The organism is Gimesia sp. (genome assembly GCF_048262075.1).
Classification (GTDB): Bacteria; Planctomycetota; Planctomycetia; order Planctomycetales; family Planctomycetaceae; genus Gimesia.
On record NZ_JBLXFK010000002.1, the window covers coordinates 609,226 to 634,012 of the forward strand.

General features: G+C 49.5%; 15 protein-coding genes. 12 read left to right on the plus strand and 3 right to left on the minus strand.

Annotated features, from left to right (window positions below; genetic code table 11):
* Positions 1 to 142 precede the first annotated feature (142 nt).
* From ACN0YH_RS06005 to ACN0YH_RS06050, 10 genes are all read left to right on the plus strand, one after another.
* Positions 143 to 6,748: a ThuA domain-containing protein gene (locus ACN0YH_RS06005; protein ID WP_417378654.1), complete on the plus strand. Its 6,606-nt coding sequence runs from the start codon at positions 143 to 145 to the stop codon at positions 6,746 to 6,748.
* A gap of 42 nt (positions 6,749 to 6,790) precedes the next feature.
* Positions 6,791 to 7,639, plus strand: a complete 849-nt coding sequence (locus ACN0YH_RS06010) for a M48 family metalloprotease (protein ID WP_417378655.1) — start codon at positions 6,791 to 6,793, stop codon at positions 7,637 to 7,639.
* A 1,154-nt stretch (positions 7,640 to 8,793) separates the two neighbouring features.
* Positions 8,794 to 10,431: a transcription termination factor Rho gene (rho, locus tag ACN0YH_RS06015; RefSeq protein WP_417378657.1), complete on the plus strand. Its 1,638-nt coding sequence runs from the start codon at positions 8,794 to 8,796 to the stop codon at positions 10,429 to 10,431.
* 165 nt (positions 10,432 to 10,596) lie between these two features.
* Entirely contained in the window at positions 10,597 to 11,382 is a 786-nt protein-coding gene (locus ACN0YH_RS06020; RefSeq protein WP_417378658.1) for a TVP38/TMEM64 family protein, read from the plus strand.
* A gap of 26 nt (positions 11,383 to 11,408) precedes the next feature.
* A complete protein-coding gene (locus tag ACN0YH_RS06025) occupies positions 11,409 to 12,932 on the plus strand; it encodes a mercuric reductase (protein ID WP_417378659.1) in 1,524 nt (507 codons plus the stop codon).
* 156 nt (positions 12,933 to 13,088) lie between these two features.
* Positions 13,089 to 14,585, plus strand: a complete 1,497-nt coding sequence (locus tag ACN0YH_RS06030; RefSeq protein WP_417378660.1) for a DUF3604 domain-containing protein — start codon at positions 13,089 to 13,091, stop codon at positions 14,583 to 14,585.
* Between the two features lie 177 nt (positions 14,586 to 14,762).
* Positions 14,763 to 16,271, plus strand: coding sequence for an FAD-binding oxidoreductase (locus ACN0YH_RS06035; protein WP_417378661.1), 1,509 nt, complete (start codon positions 14,763 to 14,765; stop codon positions 16,269 to 16,271).
* A gap of 71 nt (positions 16,272 to 16,342) precedes the next feature.
* The gene (locus tag ACN0YH_RS06040; protein WP_417378662.1) at positions 16,343 to 17,593 is read left to right on the plus strand and encodes an FAD-binding oxidoreductase; all 1,251 of its coding nucleotides are present in this window, start codon (positions 16,343 to 16,345) and stop codon (positions 17,591 to 17,593) included.
* A gap of 56 nt (positions 17,594 to 17,649) precedes the next feature.
* The gene (locus ACN0YH_RS06045; protein WP_417378663.1) at positions 17,650 to 19,011 is read left to right on the plus strand and encodes a (Fe-S)-binding protein; all 1,362 of its coding nucleotides are present in this window, start codon (positions 17,650 to 17,652) and stop codon (positions 19,009 to 19,011) included.
* A gap of 181 nt (positions 19,012 to 19,192) precedes the next feature.
* Complete coding sequence (locus ACN0YH_RS06050) at positions 19,193 to 19,855, plus strand: HAD family hydrolase (protein WP_417378664.1); 663 nt, start codon at positions 19,193 to 19,195, stop codon at positions 19,853 to 19,855.
* 82 nt (positions 19,856 to 19,937) lie between these two features.
* On the opposite strand, the gene sixA is transcribed toward ACN0YH_RS06050, so the two are convergent.
* Positions 19,938 to 20,414, minus strand: coding sequence for a phosphohistidine phosphatase SixA (gene sixA / locus ACN0YH_RS06055; RefSeq protein WP_417378665.1), 477 nt, complete (start codon positions 20,412 to 20,414; stop codon positions 19,938 to 19,940).
* A 22-nt stretch (positions 20,415 to 20,436) separates the two neighbouring features.
* Positions 20,437 to 21,576: a dienelactone hydrolase family protein gene (locus ACN0YH_RS06060; protein WP_417378666.1), complete on the minus strand. Its 1,140-nt coding sequence runs from the start codon at positions 21,574 to 21,576 to the stop codon at positions 20,437 to 20,439.
* 257 nt (positions 21,577 to 21,833) lie between these two features.
* On the opposite strand from ACN0YH_RS06060, the gene ACN0YH_RS06065 reads away from it, so the two are divergent.
* Complete coding sequence (locus ACN0YH_RS06065; protein ID WP_417378667.1) at positions 21,834 to 23,360, plus strand: transglutaminase domain-containing protein; 1,527 nt, start codon at positions 21,834 to 21,836, stop codon at positions 23,358 to 23,360.
* An 18-nt stretch (positions 23,361 to 23,378) separates the two neighbouring features.
* On the opposite strand, the gene ACN0YH_RS06070 is transcribed toward ACN0YH_RS06065, so the two are convergent.
* Positions 23,379 to 24,302 carry a cytochrome c gene (locus ACN0YH_RS06070; RefSeq protein ID WP_417378668.1) on the minus strand — a complete coding sequence of 308 codons (924 nt, stop codon included), beginning with the start codon at positions 24,300 to 24,302 and terminating at the stop codon, positions 23,379 to 23,381.
* Positions 24,303 to 24,437: 135 nt separating this feature from the next.
* On the opposite strand from ACN0YH_RS06070, the gene ACN0YH_RS06075 reads away from it, so the two are divergent.
* Positions 24,438 to 24,770, plus strand: a complete 333-nt coding sequence (locus ACN0YH_RS06075) for a TfoX/Sxy family protein (protein WP_417378669.1) — start codon at positions 24,438 to 24,440, stop codon at positions 24,768 to 24,770.
* Positions 24,771 to 24,787 lie beyond the last annotated feature (17 nt).

The window sequence follows — 24,787 nt, forward strand, 5'->3', positions numbered from 1 at the left end:
AGGAATTTCATTTTTTCCAATCGGCTGGAAGTATTTTCTCACTCGCATCGGTAAGATATCTTATTGAGAATTTCACTTGACGAAAGTGTTCATGTCAGAAGAACCTCATTCGTTCCCTGAATAATTGAGATCCAGAGGTCACATGATTTTGCGATATTTAATCGGTCTCCTGTTCTGTCTCTGTTTGTCGGCGAATACGCTTCAGTCAGCAGAGTCTTCCCGAAAACAACCTGTTGAGCGGCATAAAATTGTCCTGATTGCAGGTCCTAAAAGTCATGGACCGGTGGGAAACGGGATTCATGATTATCCCTGGTCGGTCAAACTGCTCAAGGTCATGCTCGATAATTCCAATATTCGAAACAAAGTCCAGGTCGAATATCATCTGGATGGCTGGCCGGAAAATCCGGAGACGCTGAATGACGCCGACACCATCATGGTTATCTCGGATGGCAGAGACGGCGAGAAATTTGCGGAAGCGCCTCACTTTGCCAATGCAGCACATCTGAAACAGATCCAGCAGCAGATTGACCGGGGCTGTGGCTTTCTGACATTTCATTTCTCCACATTCGCCCCCGACCAGTATGCCAAACAGATTCAGAACTGGTCCGGCGGCTATTTCGACTGGGAAGAGAATGGAAAACGCAAGTGGTATTCAGCGATCAAAACACTCAAAGCTCCGGTAACACTCCCTAAGCCCGAACACCCGATCTGCCGGGGGATCGAACCGTTTGAGCTTCGCGAGGAGTTTTATTACAACATCCGCTTCCAGCCCGCAGATCAGCAACTGACCACGTTACTGGAAGTCTCTGATCTCAAAGGACGCCCTGAAAACGGAAATATTGTTGCCTGGGCTAAAGAACGCAGCCAGGGGGGACGCGGCTTTGGCACGACCTGCGGGCACTTTTATGATAACTGGCAAAACCCTGCCTTTCGAAAATTCATCCTGAATGCGATTGCCTGGACCGCAGGGATCGAAATCCCCCAAAACGGCGTGGAAACCCGCTACTACACTCATCAAGAAATCAGTACTGCCCTGGCTGGCGTACAGGGAACCGAGCCCGCGTTAATCGATACTCAACCCATTCGAGTATTACTATTCTCGGGCAACGAGGCGCACGCCTGGCATAACTGGAAAAAAACTACTCCCGTGCTTAAGCAACAACTGGAGCGAGACCCGCGGGTTAAAGTAGAAGTCACCAATGACATCGAAGATCTGTCGAAGAAAAATCTACAGGACTACCAGGTCATCATTCAGAACTATACCAACTGGCACGATGGCACACCGCTGAGTCAGACATCCCGCACCGCGTTCATGAATTATCTGCAAGAGGGCGGAGGACTAATCTTAATCCATTTCGCCAATGGTGCCTTTCATTTCTCACTCCCCCAGGCAGGAGAGTCTGACTGGCCCGAGTATCGTAAAATTGTCCGCCGTGTCTGGAATCATCAAGGCACGGGGAATAAGAAAAGCGGCCATGACGCCTTCGGAGAATTCACCGTCCAGATTACAGACGACACACATCCACTCACCCGAAATCTGCAGAATTTTCCGGTCACCGACGAACTCTATTTTCGTCAGGACGGCACAGAACCTGTTGAGCCTCTCATCACAGCCAGATCCAAAGTGACGAAAAATAATGAACCACTGGCCTGGACCTATCACTATGGTAAAGGTCGTATTTTCCAGACGCTGCTCGGGCATAGCGAAAAAACCTATGACTCCTTTGCCGCCACTGAAATCCTGCGCCGCGCCACCGCCTGGGCCGCCCAGCGGCCCATTCACGAAATGGAAGCTCCACCAGCGGCAGAGAGAAAGCCCGCGCAGCAAGACACACTCGTTCCGGGAAAATGGGGAAAGGCGCTCAATGCAAAAGTCGGAGCCGTTCTGACAAAAACGCCCGCTGGTATGTTAAACCACCGCCCCTTAAATGCAGAGGGTTGGGTTAAGCTAAACAGTCAAACAGGATTCAATATCCTGCTCGCCTGTGACCCCAAAAACTCGGCAGCACATTGGGAAATGTATTCTTACGCCAAGAGTGGATTTTTCAGCGTTTATCTGCCCGGGCAGGGTGGGGAATTTAAAACAAATATGAATATTTGCGATCAAAAATGGCATTATGTTGCCATGATTCTGGAAGATGATCGCTTGCGACTATACGTCGACGGCAAACAGGCACTTGATTCCAAACTTCCGCAGCGTAAAGCATCTAAACCAGCAGAACGAAATCTCGCATTCGGTCGGCTCGTGGAAAAAAAGCTTGGCTGTGACGGCTTGCTGGATGACTTTCGCGTCTCCAAAGGCACGCGCGATTTCACAGCCATTCCCACAGCTCCATTGAAACGAGATGACAACACACTCTTCCTGCTCTCCTTTGAATTACCTGATAAAATAAAAATCTCCGATCGATCTACTCCACAAAATTCAGTTCGCGTTGAAACTGCTGCCCCTGAAAAAACGCGAGACCATTGGGGTAAGGAATCGGTCGGGTTCAATCAGCCGATGGAAGATACTAACGATAATCGCTGGCAACAGACGGAAATTGGCACCTGGCTGGCCTGCACCGTTCCTCTGCCAACAGGCCCTGTCAAAAAAGGGCTCTCGATCCGCGTTGGAAAAAACCAGGAATCAACAATCTGTTATGACACTGCACACGGCAAAGTGCGGGGCATCTGGTCTAACGGATTTCTCAAACCTTCCCCGGAACGCTTTGGTTTGATCCGCGCACCATCACCAGTCGGACAGATACATTTTTCCTCTATCGAGGGGCCCGGCTGGAAACAACCCTGTCAGTTCGTTGGTTCTCATGTGAATCGAAATCGGGGTACTCTGGAATACCGTATTGGTGAAACAACTGTATTTGAATCTCCCGGGTTTGAGTCTTCTCCAGAAAAGTCCTGTTTTACACGTGCCTTTGAAATCGGTGCTGGACAAGAAGAACTAAATCTGATTGTTGCTGCTGCCAGTGAGGTGGAATCTGTAGAAAATCATCCCCATCGAATGATCACGACAAACTCGGACAAACCGGTTTTGATTGGCTGCATCGGCGGGAAAGGAATCCATTCCCACATCAGCGCTGACAAAGAGCAGGGGACCGCCAGTTTTGTGATTCCCCCCCGTAACACCACACAGAGATTTCTCATCTATTACCAGATCAGCCCGGACGGTAAAACAAATACGGCCTACGACGCTCCCAATCTCTCAGTACCAGAATCACTGCAGACTCAACTGATTCCAGGACCGCCACGCTGGACCGAAACACTCACCACGAAAGGTGTTCTTAGCCAGCAGGAGGCCCCTTATGTGATAGACACTCTGACAATTCCCCACGAAAACCCATACCGCGCGCTCTTCTTTATCAGCGGTCATGACTTTCTGGAAAATGGCGACCTGGCGGTTTCAACCGTGCACGGCGATGTCTGGCTGGTCAGCGGCGTCGACGCTGACCTCAGCGAATTGAAGTGGAAGCGCTTCGCCACAGGGCTGTTTCAGCCATTGGGATTGAAAGTGGTGAATAACAAGATTCACGTTCTGGGTCGCGATCAAATCACAATCCTGCATGACCAGAACCTGGACGGAGAAGCCGATTTCTATGAGTGCTTCAACAATCAGATCCCAACATCAGTAGGAGGACATGACTATGTGACTTGTCTTGAAACCGACACTTTCGGGAACTTTTATTTCATGCATGCGCAGCAAGGGGTCATGCGAATCAGCCGGAATGGCAGACGCCTGAGTCAAATCGCAACCGGCTTCCGCAATCCCAATGGCATGGGGATGGGTCCTGGCAATATTATCACCGCATCCCCGCAGGAAGGGAACTGGACCCCGGCTTCCAATATCACGGAAGTGAAGCAGGGAGCCTACTACGGCTTTGGTGGTCCACAGATCACGCCGGACAGACCGTTGGGATATGATCCCCCGTTGTGCTGGATCCCCCGACTGCAGGATAACTCCAGCGGCGGACAGGTCTGGGTCACCAGTCAGGAATGGGGGCCCCTGAAAAATCAGTTACTTCACCTGTCTTACGGTCAAAGTAAACTACTGCTGACGCTCCGGGAAGTCATCAAGGGCCAGTCACAGGGAGGAACGCTTACGTTGCCGCTGGAGTTTGAATCAGGGATCATGCGGGGGCGATTCAGCTCCGACGACGGCCAGCTTTATGTCAGTGGACTAAGAGGCTGGGTGACGAATGCGGTCCACGACGGTTGCCTGCAACGCGTGCGTTATACTGGAAAACCGGTTCACCTGCCTGTCGCTGTCAGAACGATGCAGAATGGAATTGCACTGACCTTTACCAATCCACTGGATCGCAGAACTGCCGAAAACCCGGACAACTACGCCATTGAACAATGGAACTACCTCTGGTCGCAAAACTATGGTTCGCCCGAATATCGTATCACCGCCCCCCGGACGGAAGGACGAGACGAAGTTGAAGTACTTTCAGCGACACTCCTGCCGGACCAACGCACGGTCTTCCTTGAAATGCGACAAGTCATTCCCGTAATGCAGATGGGAATCACCTGGCAGTTGACCAGTCAATCTGGCGAAAAATTAAAACAGACTTATTACCATACGATCAATTCGGTTTCCTCCCGCAAAATGGAAGAATCCACTTTGACACGTCGTCAAAAAAATGAGCTCCTGACGCCAACACAGGTACAACAGTTAAAACCGGGGGTTCTCTGGCGGTTTCAACAGAATCAGTCAGCCGATTCCAGCGTGACTGATGCACGTAGCGGTCGCCTGCTGACATTGTCTGTAGCCCCTGCTGAACCAGCCACACCCTTTCTGAAACCGGGCCGCTTTTCTGCCACTGCCGAAAGCTATCTGCGCGTCCCCATTCCCGGTGAATACGAGTTGAGCCTGGAGGGATCGGGATCTGCCCGTTTAAAGGTCAATCAAAAACAGTTGATTCAGGTAACCGGTGCTGACTTCAAACAGTCTGATCCTGTGACCGTACATTTAAAAAAAGGATATAATCAGTTGCAACTGGTCTATCAGAGCCAGACTGACGGACGTGCCCGGTTACGATTACTCTGGAAAGGGGAGAATTTTGCAACCGAACCAATCATGCCTCAACTTCTGAGCCATGCAGGTAATGACAGCCAGTTACTGGAACGACAGCAGTTCCGCCATGGACGTGAACTGCTTGCACGGTTTCAATGCCTGGCCTGCCATACAACGCCAGGGGAAGACGTTTCATTTTCGCTTTCCCGGTTGCAGGCAGAGAAGTTGCTTTCAGAGAGTTCCGTGATGCCTGAATTATCGCAGTCTGCGCCAGATTTGAAAAATATCGGGACGCGAGTGACCAAGCGCTGGTTATTTCACTGGCTGCTAAATCCACAAACTTTACGAGCACATTCCAGTATGCCATCCATCCTGGGTGATCCCACTGAGAAGATGACCATACAGAAAGCAGCTGATTTAACTGCCTGGTTTGTGTCCCAGGCTCAGAAACCCGAAACCGACTATCTAAATACACAATATGATGCATCAGAATCCAATTCTGCGAAGTTACTGGCTGCAGGAGCAAAGTCGTACGAAGTTCTGGGGTGCATTAACTGCCATCACTTTTCTGTCGCCGAGGAACCAGATGAATATCAACGGCACTCACTCGCATTCATCAAACGTAAATTCACCGCTTCTCAGTTGGTACGTTTCCTGAAATCACCCCATGAGCATCACCAGTGGAGCCGCATGCCTGATTTCAAATTGTCCCACGGGGAAGCAGCGGGCCTCTCAACTTATTTGATCGAAAATTCCAAAGGAAAAATTCAGAACGCAATGATTCCACCCGCTGGTTCGGCCAACCGGGGTAAGATACTGTATGAAACGTTGAGATGTGTTCAATGTCACTATTCACCTCAGGAATCACCAATGCTTGCTACTGAATTCCAGACAGTTCCCATTAGCTCACATTCACTCTCAACGGGATGTCTGGCCGAAACAGATCAGCGGCCTGCTTCTGTTCCAGACTTCACATTGAGTCCAGAACAACGATCTGCTATTCAGGTTGTTTTAAAAACCGAATCAGACTCCCTGTTCAGGCGAAACGATACTGAAACTTCTGCCCGGTGGTTTCAGCAGTTAAACTGTTCCGCGTGTCACACCCGAGATTCCGCTTCCAGTCCTCGTGCTTTGATTGTAGTCGAAGAAGGGGAGTCGGGATTACCTCCGGAGCCCTTGCCGAGCCTGACATGGGCGGGTGAAAAACTGAAACCCTACTGGTCCAAAATGTTTATTGGCGGACAGCTCGCCTGGCGGCCCCGTCCCTGGCTGAAATCCCGGATGCCCGCCTTTCCTGCGCATGCAGCACTACTGGCTCGAGGCATGGCAGCCGAGCATGGAATGTCCGCCCCAGAATCAACCGCGAGCTCAAAGTCTGACCACTCCCAGTCAGAAATGCAAATTCAGCTGGGCAACCAGTTGACTTCGAAAAAGGCCCTCGACTGCCGCCAGTGCCATGGCATCGGAGACAACTTGCCAACCGGCGATGAAAAAACGAAAATTGCGCCGGGAATCAATTTCGTGCACATCAGAGAACGACTCGACGATGACTACTATCGACGGTTTGTCCTCGATCCACCTCGATATGATATCTCGACAAAAATGCCCCGCCTTTCCGCAGACGGGAAAACGACTAAAATTACCGATATACTGGATGGGAATGCTGACCTGCAGTTCAAGGCTATTTGGCGTTACATTCAGAGCCTTGATGATCACCCCCGTTCCTTCAGAAACAACTGAAACCGCTGTTCTGATCGGAAGCTTTCAGGATAATTAGAAAAGATGACACGGTATATCAGAACCTCACACGGTTCTCAGAACTCTTCGTTTAAAATGCGACTCATCATCGCGGTCGGCATCGCGCTGTTCAGTTTCATTTCTTATCTGATGAAGTCAGATGTCAACGAAATCACGGGTGAAAATCAGCGGGTTGCCTTAACAGAACAGCAGGAAATCGCGCTGGGGCTGCAGGCGCTGCCTGCTATTCTGCAACAACATCACGGAGAACACCCGGACCAACAGGCCCAGGAATATGTGGAACGTGTTGGTCGCCGCCTGCTTGAAAGTTTTAATAACGCTTTGAAAAAAGAGGGGCGTCATAACCCCTATCGCTTTAATTTCCATCTGCTGAAAGATAATCAGGTGATCAATGCGTTTGCCTTGCCGGGAGGGCAAATCTTTATCACCGCTGCCTTGTACAATCAACTGGAAACAGAAGGACAACTGGCTGGCGTACTCGGACACGAAATTGGACATGTCCTGTCTCGACATGGCGCACAACAGATGGCAAAACAGGAACTCACACAAGGCTTGGCAGGCGCAGCGGGAGTCGCGGGAGGAGACGTCAGCAGTGCCCGGATGGCGGCAATGATTGGTTCGATGGTGAATATGAAATATGGCCGCGATGATGAACTCGAATCTGACCGCTGGGGCATCAAACTCATGGTCCTGGCCGGGTACGATCCCTACGCAATGATTGCAGTCATGGATATCCTGAAACGCGCTGCGGGGCCCGGCAGGCAGCCGGAAATATTCAGTACCCATCCTGATCCCGGAAACCGTGTCCAACGTATCGAAGATTTCATACAGCAAGCCTATCCGTCCGGTTTGCCCCCTGATCTTGAACCCTGAATGGGAACTCAAATCCGTTCTTGAAACAGAAGAAATTCCGGAAATATCTTGTTAAATGACAAGTCCTTAAAGTGCTCCTGAACAAAACATCCGATAGAAACAGGATAGTGAATTGACTTTGCCTGAGTATAAGTTAAGATTAGGACTAGAACGAGCTGGCGATGCGATTAGTATTGACGCTATGAGATAGTTTTGATAAACACTAATAACTAAGACATCTCAGGAAAGCCGTTTTTCAATGAAGATCTCCCCCCGCTTTTTGAGATCAATAACCCACCAATCAGTATAAAGAAATCACTGATTACCCAATTGGCTTTTTAAGTATGTGAGTCGTTTCCGGCGGGGCTTTAGTCTTCATCGGCACCACCCCTGATTATTTCTGGGCGGTCGCCTGTTTCTTGAAAGTAATTGTTCTTTCATATTCGCGCTGAAGGATATTATTAACGTATCTGAACCAGTTGCAAAACTACCAGACCAGTTCACTGGCTAAAAACATTATCCTCGGAAGGGACTCTGTCTGTTGTTTCTGTTTTGTTGAAATGACACCAGAAAGCCAACGATATCTTTTCGCCGTTTCATCGCTATTCAGCGCCGACAACTGAGTGAAAACTGATTCCAGGACGAGTTAGTAAAACATTTAAAAGTTCCTTATTAGCAACCATTTATCGGTTGACGGAACCTCATAGAAACGATTGAATTCTAGTAACAGTTTTTGACCATTATATTTTTTGCCTGAAAGGATATCGGCAAGACGATCACCCTGTAAGAGGCATTCGTCAACAAGCTTGTCAAAGCAATCTGTTCTCAATGCCTGGGCTAAATCTCTTTACTGTTTCAAAAGCGATTGTCCTAAGAGTTGGAATATTCAGGCCAAGATGGTCGAGTCCATAGACGGGCGAGTTATTCCACTGTGTGAGTCTTCTTCAAGAGATCAGGATTACGCCAGTATTATTCAACTGGCATTGATCTGCTTTTCTCTGGATTAAGAGTCGGCACGTTCAGAAGTATGCCAGCAGCATTCAAGTATCATTGCAGTCTCTCTGCTGCCAATGATTCAGGCTTGAAGTATTTGCCTGTCACTTCGTTAATCGTTCATGCCGTAGTTGTGTCTCTAATTATTTCGTAACAATTTTATAAACATCTGGTGCTTCTGTATGGCCGCTAAAAGTTCTGAAACTTCAGACAAACCCAAACCTGCACGTCGTAAAACGACAAAACCACGAAAAAAAGTAGAACGCGCGACGGAGGACACTTCTGAGAAAAGTGAGACCGACGCCCTGCAGGATGAGTACCATCGTAAGGCCGAAGAAAACCTCGAGATGTTCGAAAAATCTCATTCATCCCCGAGCGATGCAGAACCTGAAAGAGAACCCGCAAGCATGTCTGACACCTCTTCTGAATCCACAGGCGACAATAACACAAACCGATCAGACGGAGAGCAGTCATCCGACAAAACCGGAGGCAATCGTCGCAGAAGAAGACGCAGAAGAAAATCAGACGGCACGACCAGCCAGGGACCAGGACGACAGGGGCAAGGTGGCCAAAACCAGGGGGGAGGCAACCGAGGACGTGCCAACTCCAACAACCGCGGCGGAAACCGTTCGCGATCAGGCGGTAATGCGGGAGGCAACAGAACGCAAAACCGCAGACCACGCTCCAATACGCCTGTCGATGAAAACATTTCAGGAACCATTGAAGGGGTACTGGAATTGCACCCCAAAGCCTATGGCTTTATCAGAGATCCAAAATCCAACTACAAGGCACAGGATTCAGACGCCTTTGTTTCCAGTTCTCTGATCGAAAAACATAACCTGCGCGAAGGCATTCTGATTCGCGGTGAAGTAGGTCCCGGCACTCGCGGCCAGGGCCCACGGCTCAAATCCATCGAGACGATTGATGGCCGAACTATCGAAGAATACATGCAAATCAAATCTTTCGATGAGCTGACTCCGATTAATCCGTTTGAACAGATCAAACTGGAAACAGGCCCGATGCCCATCACAATGCGAATCATGGATATGCTGACCCCCATCGGCAAAGGCCAGCGTGCACTGGTTGTGGCTCCGCCTCGAACCGGTAAAACAATGCTGCTGCAGGATATCGCTGAAGCAGTCAGTACGAATCATCCTGAAATCCGTCTGATGGTACTGCTGATCGACGAGCGTCCCGAAGAAGTAACCGAAATGCAACGCTCGATTAAAGGAGAAGTTATTTCTTCTTCGATGGACCGTGATGTCGAAAGCCATGTTCGTACCAGCCAGTTGATTTTCGAACGAGGTAAGCGACTGGCTGAAGCAGGCGAAGACGCCTTCATTCTTCTGGACAGCATCACACGAACAGCACGTGCCTTCAACAAGTGGGTGGGTAACACCGGACGTACCATGAGTGGTGGCCTGGATGTGAAAGCCATGGATATTCCCAAAAAGATGTTCGGAACCGCCCGTCGATTTGATGAGGGTGGATCTTTGACCGTACTGGGAACCGCTTTGATTGATACGGGTAGCCGTATGGATGAAGTGATCTTTCAGGAGTTCAAAGGAACCGGCAACATGGAAATGGTTCTCAGCAGGGAACTGTCCGACCGCCGTATCTTTCCTGCGATTGATATCACGCTCTCCGGAACTCGTCGTGAGGAAAAAATCCTTGCTCCCGAAGTTCTGGAAGGCGTCACATTGCTCCGTCGCAGCCTGATTTCCCTGAATCCGGTTGAAGCCATGGAACAACTCAGCAGTACCCTCAAAAAATTCCCGAGCAACAGCGAATTTCTGGAAAAGATCCGCGCCATCCTCTAAAACCGCTAGAGTCTGGTCCGCCAAGACAGCAAATCATTAAACTGCGAGCACCTTTAGGAAGTGCGTCCTTTTTGCTATAAGGTCAGCAGGAGTATTAGCACCGAATAAAATCGTACAAACGACGCTATGCTAAAATGTGATGCATTCTAGAACAGGATATCACTGGTGGACCGTGCCAATTCCGATTCGCAGTCACACGTTAATAATGCTGGTGACTCACAGCCACCTCAGACTACGATCAAACCCGACCAGCGACAGACTGCAACTTACCTGCGTGTCACCCTTTTGATCGTTCTGGTTGGAATCATCAGTCTCGTCTATTTCCAGTATCGCGATGTCTTGACGCTCGAATACCTGGCGACCCGAGAACATCAATGGCAGAATTTTGCCGAACGATATCCCCTTGCGATTTACCTGATCGCGTTTCTGATTTATACCGGAATCACCGGGCTCTCCCTCCCGGGGGCAGTCCCGTTAACCTTATCCTACGGTTGGTTTTTTGGGTTCTGGAAAGGTCTGCTGCTCGTCAGTTTCGCATCCACGGCCGGCGCCACCCTGGCATTCTTAACCAGTCGCTATCTTTTTCGCTCGGCCATTCAAAGTCGCTACAGCGATCGCTTTGCAAGCTTCAATCGACAGTTTGAAAAAGAGGGGGCCTTCTATCTCTTTACGTTACGACTGGTCGTAGCGGTTCCTTTTTTTCTGCTCAACCTGTTAATGGGACTCACGACCATTCGTGTCTGGACTTTCTGGTGGGTAAGCCAGCTGGGAATGCTTGCCGGGACCGCCGTTTATGTCTACGCTGGCACAAGTGTTCCCACATTACAGGAACTGTCTAAACAGGGTGCCAGCGGAATTTTATCCCCGCAGCTGATTATCGCATTTATTTTGTTGGGAACCTTTCCTCTGCTCGTAAAGAAAATAGTAACACACCTTCAGACACAGCCCTGAGCAGCACACAATCGCAAGAGATCAACATGACCAAAACGATTCAGATTGATCCCCCCGATGAATATAATCAACAACTGGTGAATCGAGTCCACCCGCCAGACTGGATCAATCCACAACCGGACGGTAGATATAATCTGGTCGTGATTGGCGCTGGTACGGCTGGTCTGGTCACCGCAGCCGGTGCAGCAGGGCTCGGTGCAAAAGTCGCGTTAATCGAACGACACCTGATGGGAGGCGACTGCTTGAACACAGGCTGTGTTCCTTCCAAAGCAATTATCAAATCTGCCCGGGCAATGCATGCTGTCACGAAATCAAACGAGCTGGGCATTCAAGTCGATCCCCATTCAGTAACAGTCCACTTTCCCCAGGTAATGGAACGCATGCGGAAACTGCGGGCTGATATCAGCCAACACGACTCAGCACAACGTTTCAAAGAACTGGGTGTGGATGTATTTATTGGCGCTGCGCAATTCCTCAACGAAACAACCATCGAGGTAGATCAACGGCAACTTCATTTCAAAAAAGCAGTGATTACTACAGGTGCCCGGGCGGCGGTTCCGGAAATCATAGGTCTCAAAGAAACCGGCTTCCTCACCAATGAAACCATATTTTCATTAACCAAACTGCCGAACAGACTCGCCGTTTTGGGAGCAGGGCCCATCGGATGTGAATTAGCGCAAACATTCGCCCGCTTCGGATCAGAAGTAACTCTGATTCAATCTCAATCGCAGATTCTCCCTAGGGAAGACCGTGATGCTGCGCAGATTATTCAGCATCAACTGGAACAGGATGGCGTTAAGATTCTGCTTAACGCATCCACGACACAAGTCTCCCGAACCGAAACCGGCAAGCAGATTCAGATCGACACGCAAGGAACTCTGACGGAAATCATCGTCGATGAAATCCTCGTCTCCACAGGTCGTGCTCCCAATGTAAATGGCTTAAACCTGGAACAGGCAGGCGTGAAATATAACGAACGGTATGGCATTACGGTTAATGATTTCCTGCAAACTTCTAACCCTGCCATTTATGCAGCCGGTGATATCTGTTCGCGTTATCAGTTTACACATACAGCCGATTTCCAGGCGCGCATTGTGATTGGAAATGCCTTGTTCAAAGGCCGAAGCAAAGCCAGTCAGTTACTGATTCCCTGGTGTACGTACACGGATCCTGAAATTGCACACGTCGGGCTGTATGAACATGACGCGGGCAAAAAAAACATTCGCATACAAACTTTCGTTCAGGAATTGAAAGACGTCGACCGCGCCCTTCTGGATGGTGAAACAGCTGGCTTTGTGAAAATTCATGTAAAACAGGGAACTGATAAAATATTGGGTGCCACTATTGTGGCCAGTCATGCAGGCGACCTGATTTCAGAAATCTCGGTCGCTATGAAATCCGGCATGGGATTAAAGCAACTGGCCAGCGTGATTCACCCCTATCCCACGCAGGCAGATGCCATCCGAAAAATTGGCGATCAATACAATCGCACGCGGCTCAGTCCATTGATTAAAAGTATTTTCAATAAATGGCTCTCCTGGAGTCGCTGACCTGAATGAATGAATTGAACGCAATACGAACTTCTGGTGTTACCTGGAAAGGGGCAGGAACGCTTGAGATAATCTAAAGTCTGTTCAGAGATAACACACAGGGGCAAGACAGCAGCTCCACAAAGAAATCCTCTCTTTCAGAACTGCCAGAATCCAATGACAACCGACTATCAAAATTACTTCGGCGATTTGCATAATCACAACCACGTAGGTTACGCACTGGGATCACTCGACCGCTCTTTCGATATAGCGCGGAACCATCTCGATTTCTATGCTTTTACCCCCCATTCCTACTGGCCGGATATCGTCGATTACGATGGTAAAATTACGCACAAATGGAAAAACGGATTTCATATTGCCCGCGCCCGCTGGCCGGAAGTGGTTCAACTGGCAAAGGACTTCGATTCACCAGGGGAATTCGTCACCATTCTTGGCTATGAACGACACGGCACCGCAGAAGGGGATTACCATATTCTGTTTCCGGATCTGCAGGGCGACTACGAACTGATCGAAGACCTCGTCGAACTCCAGGCATTTGCCCGACAGCGGGGCTGCCTGATGATTCCCCACCATCCTGCCAATCGTCTGGGCCACCGTGGATTTGACGCAACCAAACTGGCAGCCGATGTTTCACCTGTCCTGGAAATCCATTCCGAATGGGGTTGCGCCGAGCATGACCGGGCTCCCTTTCCCTACAAAAGACACACGGAAGGTGGACGTTGGACCAAACACACGTTTCAGTATTATCTGAATCAAGGTTATCGACTGGGTGTGGTTGCCAGCACAGACGATCACCTGGGATACCCGGGCGGTTACCGCGAAGGTCTTGCTGCCATCAAAGCAACAGAGCTGTCCCGCGATGCGTTATTCGACGGTTTACGCAATCGCCGCACCTATGCGGTATCCGGAGATCGTATCGAACTCGACTTCTATCTCAATGACCAGATAATGGGACAGGAACTTCCCTTTACCGATGAACGGGAACTGAAAGTTAAAGTGCAGGGCTGGGATGAAATTGATCGCGTGGAAGTCCTGAAAAACGGACGAGTCATTCATCGCGATTTCCCTGTTGATCAATCTAATGGAGCCAATCCCTGGAAGAAACCGATTGTCCTGCGTTTCGAATATGGCTGGGGTCCCTGGCCGGCATTGGGTTGGGGGGGCACGGCTGACTGGAATTTCAATGTCGATGTTGAAGGAGGTGAGATCCAGCAGATTCAGACCTGTTTTACCACCGGACCACTGGATGAATTCCGCCGAGATCGCATCCTGGAGCAGACAGCCCACCAATTGAAAGTCCAGTCGTTCACCGCGCTCAAACAACAAGTCGATGACTGGTCCCAGAAGGCAATCGTCATGCGGATTCAGGGAAATGCGGACACGCAGATTTCGGTTTCCTGTGAGCAGCCCAGCAAATGTCAGCTGACGCAGAAATTCTCTGACCTGGTGGTGAGCAATGAAATGCTGTTTACCCGACCATTTCCCTGGGAATCAGCCATGCTGCATCGGCTTGTATTCCATAATCAATGGAATACGGAATTCAAATTCACAGATCAGAGTGATGGCAACCAGGATGACTGGTACTATGTCCGCGTGATTCAGTCGAATGGCGAGATGGCCTGGTCCAGCCCCATCTGGGTCAATCAGAAATGACTTTTTCTGCGGAATCGACGGATTTTGTTTTTTCGGCCGCGAATACAGCATTTAAACCTCTTGAATTGAATGAAGCAGCAGGCAGAGAATTGATTCCTGAGCTGACTTTGATTTAAAATAGATCTATTAAATACCTTAACTATTTCCTTTCAACCTTATTGAAAGCTACCCCCGACAATGGTTGACGACACCAGCCAGACCATCAACCTGTCAGCTCCTGCATTAGAGAAGCTGGAGGCAGGAAGCCGACCGTTCTCAATTCTGATTCAAAAATTAACCGGAATCGTAGGAAAAAACGGTATCCTGTATAATGCAGATGAACTACTTGTTTACGAATGTGACGGGTACATCGTGGATAAATCTGCACCGGATATTGTCGTCTTTCCCACCACGACCGAACAGGTTTCAGCAACCGTCAAGCTTTGTAACGAGTTCAACGTCCCTTTCCTGGCCCGTGGTGCCGGAACCAGCCTCTCAGGCGGTTGTTTGCCTATCGGGGGAGGCGTTATGATCGTGCTGACCCGCATGAAACAGATCCTGGAACTGAACCTCAGAGACCGATATGCCATCGTGGAACCAGGTATGGTCAACCTGCATCTGACCAATGCCCTGAAGGGAACCGGTTATCACTATGCGCCTGACCCTTCCAGCCAGGGTTCCTGTACCATTGGCGGAAACATTGCTACCAACTCGGGAGGTCCTCACACCCTAAAGTACGGTGTCACCACCAATCATGTACTGGGACTGGAAGCAGTCCTGCCTGATGGATCCATTGTCGAACTGGGCGGTCCCACCGCGGAGGTTCCCGGTTATGACTTGCATGGTGTGTATGTCGGCAACGAAGGTACCTTCGGAATTTGTACCAAAGCGATTGTCCGACTGACACGCGACCCGGAAGCCCATCGTACGATGCTGGCTGTCTTTCAGACGATCGGAGATGCCACCCGGGCGATCTCTGAAATGATCGCAGATGGAATTATTCCCTCCGCTCTGGAAATGATGGACCACGGCATTATTCAGGCGGTGGAAGAAGCCTTTCATTTCGGTTTCCCACTGGATGCGGGCGCAGTGTTACTGATAGAAGTCGATGGGCTGGAAGTCGCTTTAGATGCAGAAGTCTCAAAAATCCTGGAAATCTGCAATAAGAATAACGTCCGCGAGATTCAGCGTGCTGACACTCCGGAAGAACGCATGCTGATCTGGAAAAGCCGCAAACAGGCCTTTGGAGCCATCGGTCGACTCAGCCCGAGCTACTGTACCCAGGATGGTGTTGTCCCCCGGACACGTCTCCCGGAAATCCTGGAATTTATAGAACAGACCAGTGAAAAATATGGTTTAAGAATTGTCAATGTCTTTCACGCCGGAGATGGAAACGTGCATCCGATCCTGCTGTTTGATGAACGCGATCAGAAACAGATCCAACTGGTGCTTGAAGCCAGCGAAGAAATTCTGGAAAAGTGTCTTGAACTGGGTGGTAGCGTCACCGGCGAACATGGCATTGGTGTGGAAAAAATTAATTTCATGAGCCGCATTTTCAACGAAGTCGATCTGGCCACAATGGAAAAAGTCAGAAATATTTTTAACCCGCGACAGATCTGCAGTCGAGATAAGGTGCTCCCTCCACACGCTTCAGATAATTCACCAAAAGTGGCCCAGGCGCATCCGGCCAGACGCGCACCACACTGATGCATCACAGACCGATCACATGACTCATCTGCAATCCATCTTTATTCAATAAGGCTCCTGAAAGTAAAACTATGTCTCCGCTCCAAGCCGGCTCGCAGGAAGAATTTGTTCCCGCTTCTCAAACGGAATTAAGCCGTTTCATGACTGAAAATGCTGCTGTCAACCACAGGCAGCTGTTTCCTGTCGGTGGACGAACTTCGCTGGCTGTCTGCTGTCCCGCCAGCCAGACTGGTATCCAGCTCTGTACCTCACAGCTCAATCGAGTGGTCGATTATCCTGTTAAAGATTTAACGATTACTGTCGAAGCTGGAATGCGAGTTGATGATCTGAATAAAATAATTTCAGCGGAAGGGCAACGACTTCCCCTCGATATCCCGCAGTCCAACCGGGCGACAATCGGTGGAGTGATTGCCACAAACACCAGTGGTCCCAAACGGTTTTCTTATGGAACGATTCGAGATTATGTCATCGGGATTTCTGCAATAGATGGCAGGGGAAACCTGTTCAAATCGGGGGGTCGCGTGGTGAAAAACGTCGCTGGATACGATCTGGGAAAAATGCTGGTCGGATCACTGGGCACACTCGCTGTCATCAGCCAGGTTTCACTCAACCTGAGACCCAAGCCACAGACGATGTCCATGGTCTGGTTTCAGTTTGATTCCTGTCAGACGGTTGATCAGGCGCTGGAAGCAATCGTGACATCGGGCACACGTCCGATCGCCGTGGAATATTGTAACGCCAAAGCAGCGAGGCAAATTGCGGCGGAAGCCCGCCTGGAACTGCCAGCAGATCATCATATTTTGTGTGTCTGTTATGAAGGGCCTGAAAATGAGGTTACCTGGCAAGCAAACCACATTGTCTCTGAATGGAATCAGTACTCCCCGCTCGGTGTCCAGACCGTGGAGGCCGAAGAAGCCACACGGCTCTATAATGCATTCACTGAATATCAGACGTCGTCTGATGATCCTGTGACCCTTAAAGCAATTCTGCTGCCTTCGCAGATGATGAAATTTATTGAAATGGCGACTCAACTGAATATTGCGGTACAGGCGCATGCTGCAGATGGAATCGTCTTCGGGCATTTACCCGACTCCGCCAGTTCCCTGGATGACGTCCAGCAGATATTCAATCAGTTGAAAACAACCATTGATCCGAAAACAGGTTATTTGAATATCTACCAGTGTGAGTCAGAATGGTCCCAGTCACTGCCCCTGTTCTGTTCCCCTCCCGCAGGCTGGGATCTGATGCAACAATTTAAAAACGCCTTAGATCCCGAACATGTGCTGAATTCTCAACGGTTTTATGAACTGGTTGAAAATTAGAATTGAATAATACGTAATCTACTTTGACTAACAGCATCTCGCATACGAGTTAACATATGAAACCTGGAAGTTCTTTTTCTCAACCCGTCGACGCCCCTCAAGATCCGACAGAAATTCCCGGTTCTGAAATCCCTTACGAGAAATTTCTGGACTGTATTCACTGTGGTTTGTGTACCGCAGCCTGTCCCACCTACCTGGAAACGGGAAATGAGAACGACAGCCCGCGTGGACGTATTTACCTGATGCGGGCGGTTGTCGACCAGCGGGTTGAACTGTCTGACGCAGTGCGCGGTCACCTGGATCTCTGCCTGGACTGTCGCAGTTGTGAAACTGCCTGCCCGTCCGGAGTGCAGTACGGTCGCCTGATCGAGCCCTTTCGCGTCGACATTCAGAAAATGGATGCTCGAAAGGGTAAAGGGGCTCAACACGACTGGTTCCACCGCTGGATTCTCTATCGGCTGTTTCCTTACCCCAATCGGATTCGTATGACGTTATTGCCGGCACGCGTCATGCAGGCTCTACGAATCGACAAACTGATGAATGCGCTGAAACTCACCAGCCTACTTCCGGACAAACTGAAGCGCATGAATGATCTGCTGCCACGCCTTAAGCCGGCTGAACCGGATCTGCCGGAAGTTCTGCCAGCCCAGGGAACCCAGCGGGCCCGGGTTGCATTTTTTACTGGCTGTGTCTCAGAAGCGATGTACAGCCATGTGAATCGGGCCACGGTTCGCGTCCTGCAGGCCAATGGCTGCGAAGTTGTGATCCCCAAAACACAGGCCTGCTGCGGAGCGATCCACTATCACAGTGGAGCAGATCAGGCTGCTTTGGAGTTCGCATTTCAAAATCTGTCTGCATTTGAACTGGATGACATCGACGCCATTATCGTCAATGTCGCCGGCTGTGGTGCCATGCTGAAAGATTACGGCCATATCGCAGAAGAAATTGAAGGAGTTTCCGCTGAACACAAAGAACAGTTGAAACAACTGGCATCAAAATTCAAGGATGTCTCCGAGTTTCTGTTTGAACTGGGTCCGATTGCCCCCCAGGGAGAAATCCCCTTTCGCGCGACTTACCATGATGCCTGCCATCTGGTTCATGCTCAGAAAGTTCAAAATCAGCCTCGGAAACTCCTCGAATTGATTCCGGGACTCAATCTGATCCCCCTCAAAGAATCCACCATTTGCTGTGGCGCTGCAGGCAGCTATAACCTGACACAACCGGAAATGGCAGACCAACTGGGCAAACGCAAGCTGAACAACATTCTGGAGACAGGAGCAGAAATTGTCATCAGCGGAAATGTCGGCTGCACACTGCAGATTGATTCCAAACTCCGTCAGTCCCATCAACCACTCTGGGTCGCGCATCCCATGGAACTGCTGGACCTCAGCTATCGCGGGCAGAAACCGGCATTCTAGAACGCATCACATTTAAGTATCGCGTCTCTCAATCTAATATACTCGGGCTAAACAGCCTTGCAGATGCTACAGTAAAACGGGACACAGTCTGAGCCGTTCGATTGAACCCACTGGGCAGAACGACTAACCTACACCACAGAGTCGCTTAACCAGTTACAGTTTTATGATAAAGAGTTTACTCATGTCAGATAACCTTCCCATTCAGGCGGTCGCCTTTGACCTGGATGGACTAATGTTTAACACCGAGCACGTGTTTTTTCTATCCGGTGACGCCCTCCTGCAACGACGTGGAAAAACCATGACTCCTGATATACTGCGGGGCATGATGGGCCGCCGGGCTCTGGAGGGTTTCGAACATCTCTCCAGCCATCTGGAAAAACCAGAAGATCCACATGAACTCTGGCTGGAAAGTCAGGAAATCTTCCGTTCGTTACTCCAGGAACATCTAAAGCCCATGAAAGGCTTATTTGAACTGCTGGATTATCTGGAAGAGCTGGACATCCCCAAGTGTGTCGCGACGTCTTCTCCCCGGCCTTATCTGGAAACTCTGCTTGTCCAGTTCGACCTCACTCATCGATTTCCTATCAGCCTGACCGCGGAAGATGTGACACACGGCAAGCCTCATCCGGAAATCTATCTGACAGCCGCCCAAAAAATGGGGGTCACTCCAGAGCGGATGCTCGTTCTTGAGGACAGTGAAACAGGTACAAAGTCGGGAGTCGGGGCAGGCGCGTATGTGGTCTCGATTCCACACGAATACAGTAACTACGGTGATTTCAGTTCGGCTCAGATCATAGCTGACAGTCTGACTGATGCACGGGTGCTGGAACTGTTCTCACAGTAAAATTCTTTATTTGTTTAGCCGTGAATCGAACAACTCTTGCTTCCGTATGATCAGGCAAGCAAGATTCGAATTAAGTGAAGTTTTAAAACAGGGGCGCACTCAGATGCCATTTCAAACTTCCCTGGCCTGATCTGATGACTGAATCAAATTGTATGCACGCAGTGTTACCAGGCTTGAATGTGATGTAGCCACCACCTATCAGTTCCGAAGTACACCGCGCGACATCAGGCATGTGCGCAACGACGGCGACCCGTTCATACGTTTTTTTACTGACGAACGAAATCAGTTTCTCCAGATTCAATCCGAAACCAAGCCAGTCCTGAGGATGGCAGAAGTCGTCATCCAACTCCGCGACTTCCTGCAGGATCTGTGCGGTTTGAGTGGTTCTTACCAGCGGACTGTGCAGAATCAAGTCAGGGCAACTCTGATGCTCGACCATCCATTGCGCCACCTTTCGAAACTGATAACTGCCATGTTCGGTCAACCGTCTGGCAGAATCACCTCCGGGTACAACGCCAGCATGCTCCGCTTTTCCATGCCTGATAATAATCAGCTCCATCTAATTCCGCTTTCCATCTCTTTCAGGGGGTCACCAGTTTTGTTTTTGTCGTTGCGGGTGGCTTCAGATGCGTATCCATCCAGCCATACATCAGCTCCCGCGATTCATGCGCGACAGAGTGACCTTTTCCATGCACATAAAAAGCGAAGTTCTGCGGAGCTTTTTCCAACTCATACACATCCATTACCTTGAGTAACATCAGCACCCGCTGGCGTTGGGTCAGAGGATCTCCATCATTCAGTCCGGACAGGTCCAGAAAAGCTCTTGGTGCAGTCAAAGCCATGATCTCATGGAAGTCTATCGGAGGTAGATCACCCTTCAACAGGTCAGGACGAATGTGTTTAAAATAAATATACCAGTGATCGCGGGACCAGGCCTCCACTCTGGCATTCTGGCGGAAAAAAGAAGCACTGCAGTTTCCAGCTGCGGCCTGAACACGATCATCATAAGCAGCGAGAAACATCGATCCATGCCCGCCCAGAGAATGTCCCAATACACCAATTTTATCGGGTTTCACTTCTTTTAGCGTCTGTAGTACATCGATGGCAATTGAATGCTCGTAGGTAAATTTCCCCACAGCAGTCCACTCGGGATGCTTTTTGTAAAATGCTTCGGTGTCGTAAGGTCCCGCTTCAGGAATGCGGTGGCCGGCGACAAAATGATCAGGAGCAATCACCACATACCCGCGTCGACATAAATGATCCAGATAAGCTTTATCCGGATTCTCGATCAGGCCCGCCGCCCGTGCTTTTCCCTGTTTATAAGTCCCATGCAAAGCAACGATCGCCGGAGCAGGACCTCTTAAGTACAAAGGGACCCCCAGGTAGGCATGAGCCCGTTCATCCTCTTCCACCTGATAGCTGATCAATTGTCGGCGATAGACACCATCCACGATCACCGTATCATGAAACTGAATTTGCAGATCTGGTTTTTCGGGCTTGAACTGATCACGAATCAGGTTCAGATAACGTTTTTTGAGCACCTTTTTATGTTCAACCCAATCCTCGGGAGTGTCAATCCCGTCAAGCAGATCGTCCCAGGAAGAGTTAATACTCGCTGGCTCTGAACGCTTTCGAGTGACATCGTCTTCCGCCTGGATTCTGCAGACAGGGCAGACTGCCATCATAAGACAGAGCCATAATGATGTGGAAATAATTCGCATAGACCTACCTGAAATTAAGTGATAATGAGAGTGCATTATCACCCAGCCCTGCTATGATTCTCAACAACTTAATACCTTTTTCTGCTGATTTTCTCTGCTTAATTCTTTTAGACTTCTGACCTGGTATCATCATGCAAAGTTTAAAGTTTTCGTTGAGGTTGAATTACCTTTTACTCTTGTGTGGAACTGTTATCCAGCCTGTACAGATACAGGCTGAGCAGCGCATCCTCCAGGCCGAGTCAGAGCAGAAATCAAATGTGGTTACAGAACTGATCCACCCGAACGACATCACGCATGAACAGGGAGTCGCCTATAGTACACGCCTATCGATCCCTAGAGACGCTGACAAAAATTCTGAATCCCGTTGTGTACTTCTGGAAAACGGAAAACCTCTTCCATTCCCTCATGCCCTTCACAGCCGGATCAGAGAGCAGGGCGGAGGGCACTATAGCCATTGGACTCCCGGTACACTCTATTTCTCAACCAGCGATTCATCTGACCCCAGAACCAACGGAAGAAAATATGAACTGGTCAGTACCGAATCATATCTGCAAAAATCAACCTCATTCGTTTTGACAGAATCAATCTCGGAAATCACGGTCCCGGTCAATCCTCACAAAGAATCTCAACCACTCAAAATGATCTGGCAGAACCTTGATTCAAAATCCCGAATCACGCCTGCCTGGAAACGTAAAGGAGCTCCTGACCTTTCCAGTCAGTCAGCAATGCTGGCCAGTATTCTTAAGCCTGAGATGAACGCAGAAGAGAAATCGATCGCCATCTGGAAGTTCCTCGTCGACTGGCGCTATCATTTCGATCCGGCAGAGCAGGGAGATGAACTGCATGATCCCGTCAAATTCCTGAATGTATATGGCTATGGATTTTGTGATGATTGTGCGACCAACTTCATGGTTCTCGCCAGAAAAGCCGGTTTGCAGAGTCGCGTCTGGGGCCTGTCAGGGCATGTTGTTGCTGAAACATTTTATGACGGTCGCTGGCATATGTTCGACCCGGATCACCAGGTCTTTTATCGTAATCGACGGGGCGAAATCGCGGGGGTCGAAGAACTGGCAGAACAGCCTCAGATCATCACCAAAACGCCCACGGACCCGCTAGGCAGCCCTTCTGAACTGGTTGCGAAATTGTATACTTCCACTTCAGATAACCGGGTAAATGAACGACAACCGCGGATTAAAGATACCAGCGCTTTACCGATACTGGAACCACTGGATTATGTTGAATTCCGCTACTCAAACCCCGACCGTGTCCATCAGAAAGCCAAATCCATCTCCCGTCAACCTCCCCGGGCAGGGCATGGTGTTCTCAAGCGAAAGATTCGGGACCTGCGTGAACTCAAACAGACTGCAACCAACCAGCGAGAATGGCTGTTGAACTGGCCTTACGTGTTACTGGCAGGGGAGATCGACCTCGAATTAACTTCGACAGAGATACTGCCACGCATTTCCATTTCGTATAACCAGCAGTCCTGGACTCCACTGCAGGGCGAGGTCAAAAAGAACCGAATGCGTATCTCCCTGAATGAATGGATTCGGAAGCAACCAACGGCTGTCTACCACTACTACATAAGACTGGAAAGTCCGAACCAGACCGACCCGGCTACTCTCACAAAACAGATAGATACAGAACTACGTTTTCAGTTTGCTCCCCGTGCTTTGGCACATGTGGGTCAAGACGAAAATGACTTTGAAATGAAGCTTTCGACTGAACCTGCAGGAAACAACAAAGGCCTGAAAGTAGAGCTCATCTGGAAAGAAATCGATTGACCGGCAGGGAAAGCAAGGTCAGTCTCGATAAGTTTTGTGGCAGCGTTTGCATTGAGTCTTTAAGTTTTTCATGCCCGTTGTGAATGCCCGTTGATCTCCCTGTTGAACTGCCACTTCCAGTTTCTTCACCTGTTGCTCCGATTCTGTCAGCCATTGTTTAAACATCTCATCATAATCATTAGAATACTTGCGTGCTGTTTCGTGTAACTCCTCGCGGAGCAGGACTAATACCCGTAGTCTCTCCTTACGATCCCCGGGCTTGTTCTGCTGTAACTGATCTGACAATTCGAACTCCTGGCTGATGTGAACCATCGCGGATACCATCGGGGGGACTTTTGCTGATTCCACCAGTTCGGGTAGAATGACATTCGAACCCGGTACCTTAAAGTTTTTCACATCTCTCCAGAGCCCGGAATAATCTTTGCTCGTCCCTGCCTGTGCTAGAAACTGCTGGGCACTTTTCTGATCCAGACTGCCTCGACAAATTCCGACAACAGCTGCTGCGGTGGGCCCGCGATGTTTTCCATGATGACAGTGGATATAAACCGGCCCCTTCAGATCCCGCGCGACACGCGCAAATGCCAGACCAGCGTCTTCGGAAACACCATCATAGCCAATTGGGATATGAATATATTTCATACCAGCTTTTCTGGCATGTTCCAGATCGGGTGCCGTTCCATCTACACTGACGATGGTTTTGATCCCCATCTTTTTGAGAGTCTTGAAACTCAATTCCCCATGGGGCCCGCTACCTGAATAAAACTGTTGATCTAGCTGAAAAACATTTTCCAGACCGGGGCGGCTCAGGGAATGAAACGGAGTCGGTTTGGTTGACTGCTGTGTTTCTACCGTTTTAACACTCTCCTGCTGCGCAACAACTGATTCAATGAGAAATCCAGTACCCACCAGACAGACCAATACCAGAAATCGAAATAATAACATTCCCGTCCCCTTACTTTCACTTTCTCTGCAGAAACAGATACACTTTCATATATCAGAATCCTGACCACTTCCAGTTTGTTCAGTTTATTACAAAAAAGAAAGTCGCTGAGAGAAAAATTCGGTTTGGAGATTCGAATGGCATTCAATGAAGATCTGGCACAAAGAGTTCGCCTGCTGATGAAACGCCGCAAAGGCTTTTCTGAACGGAAAATGTTTGGCGGAATTTGCTTTATGCTGCACGGTAATATGTGCTGCGGCGTAACCCGGGACAGACTGATGTTGAGACTGGGAGAGAAAAATGCTCAGAAAGCACTGCAAGAACCAGATACAAAAGAAATGGATTTCACAGGCAAGCCGCTCAAAAGCATGATCTATGTGGAGCAGGCTGGTTATGAAAGTACGGAAGATCTCAAATACTGGATCAATCAGGCAGTGAAGTTTGCACAGTCGCTTCCGCCTAAGGACTGATCCGAACTCAATCGATC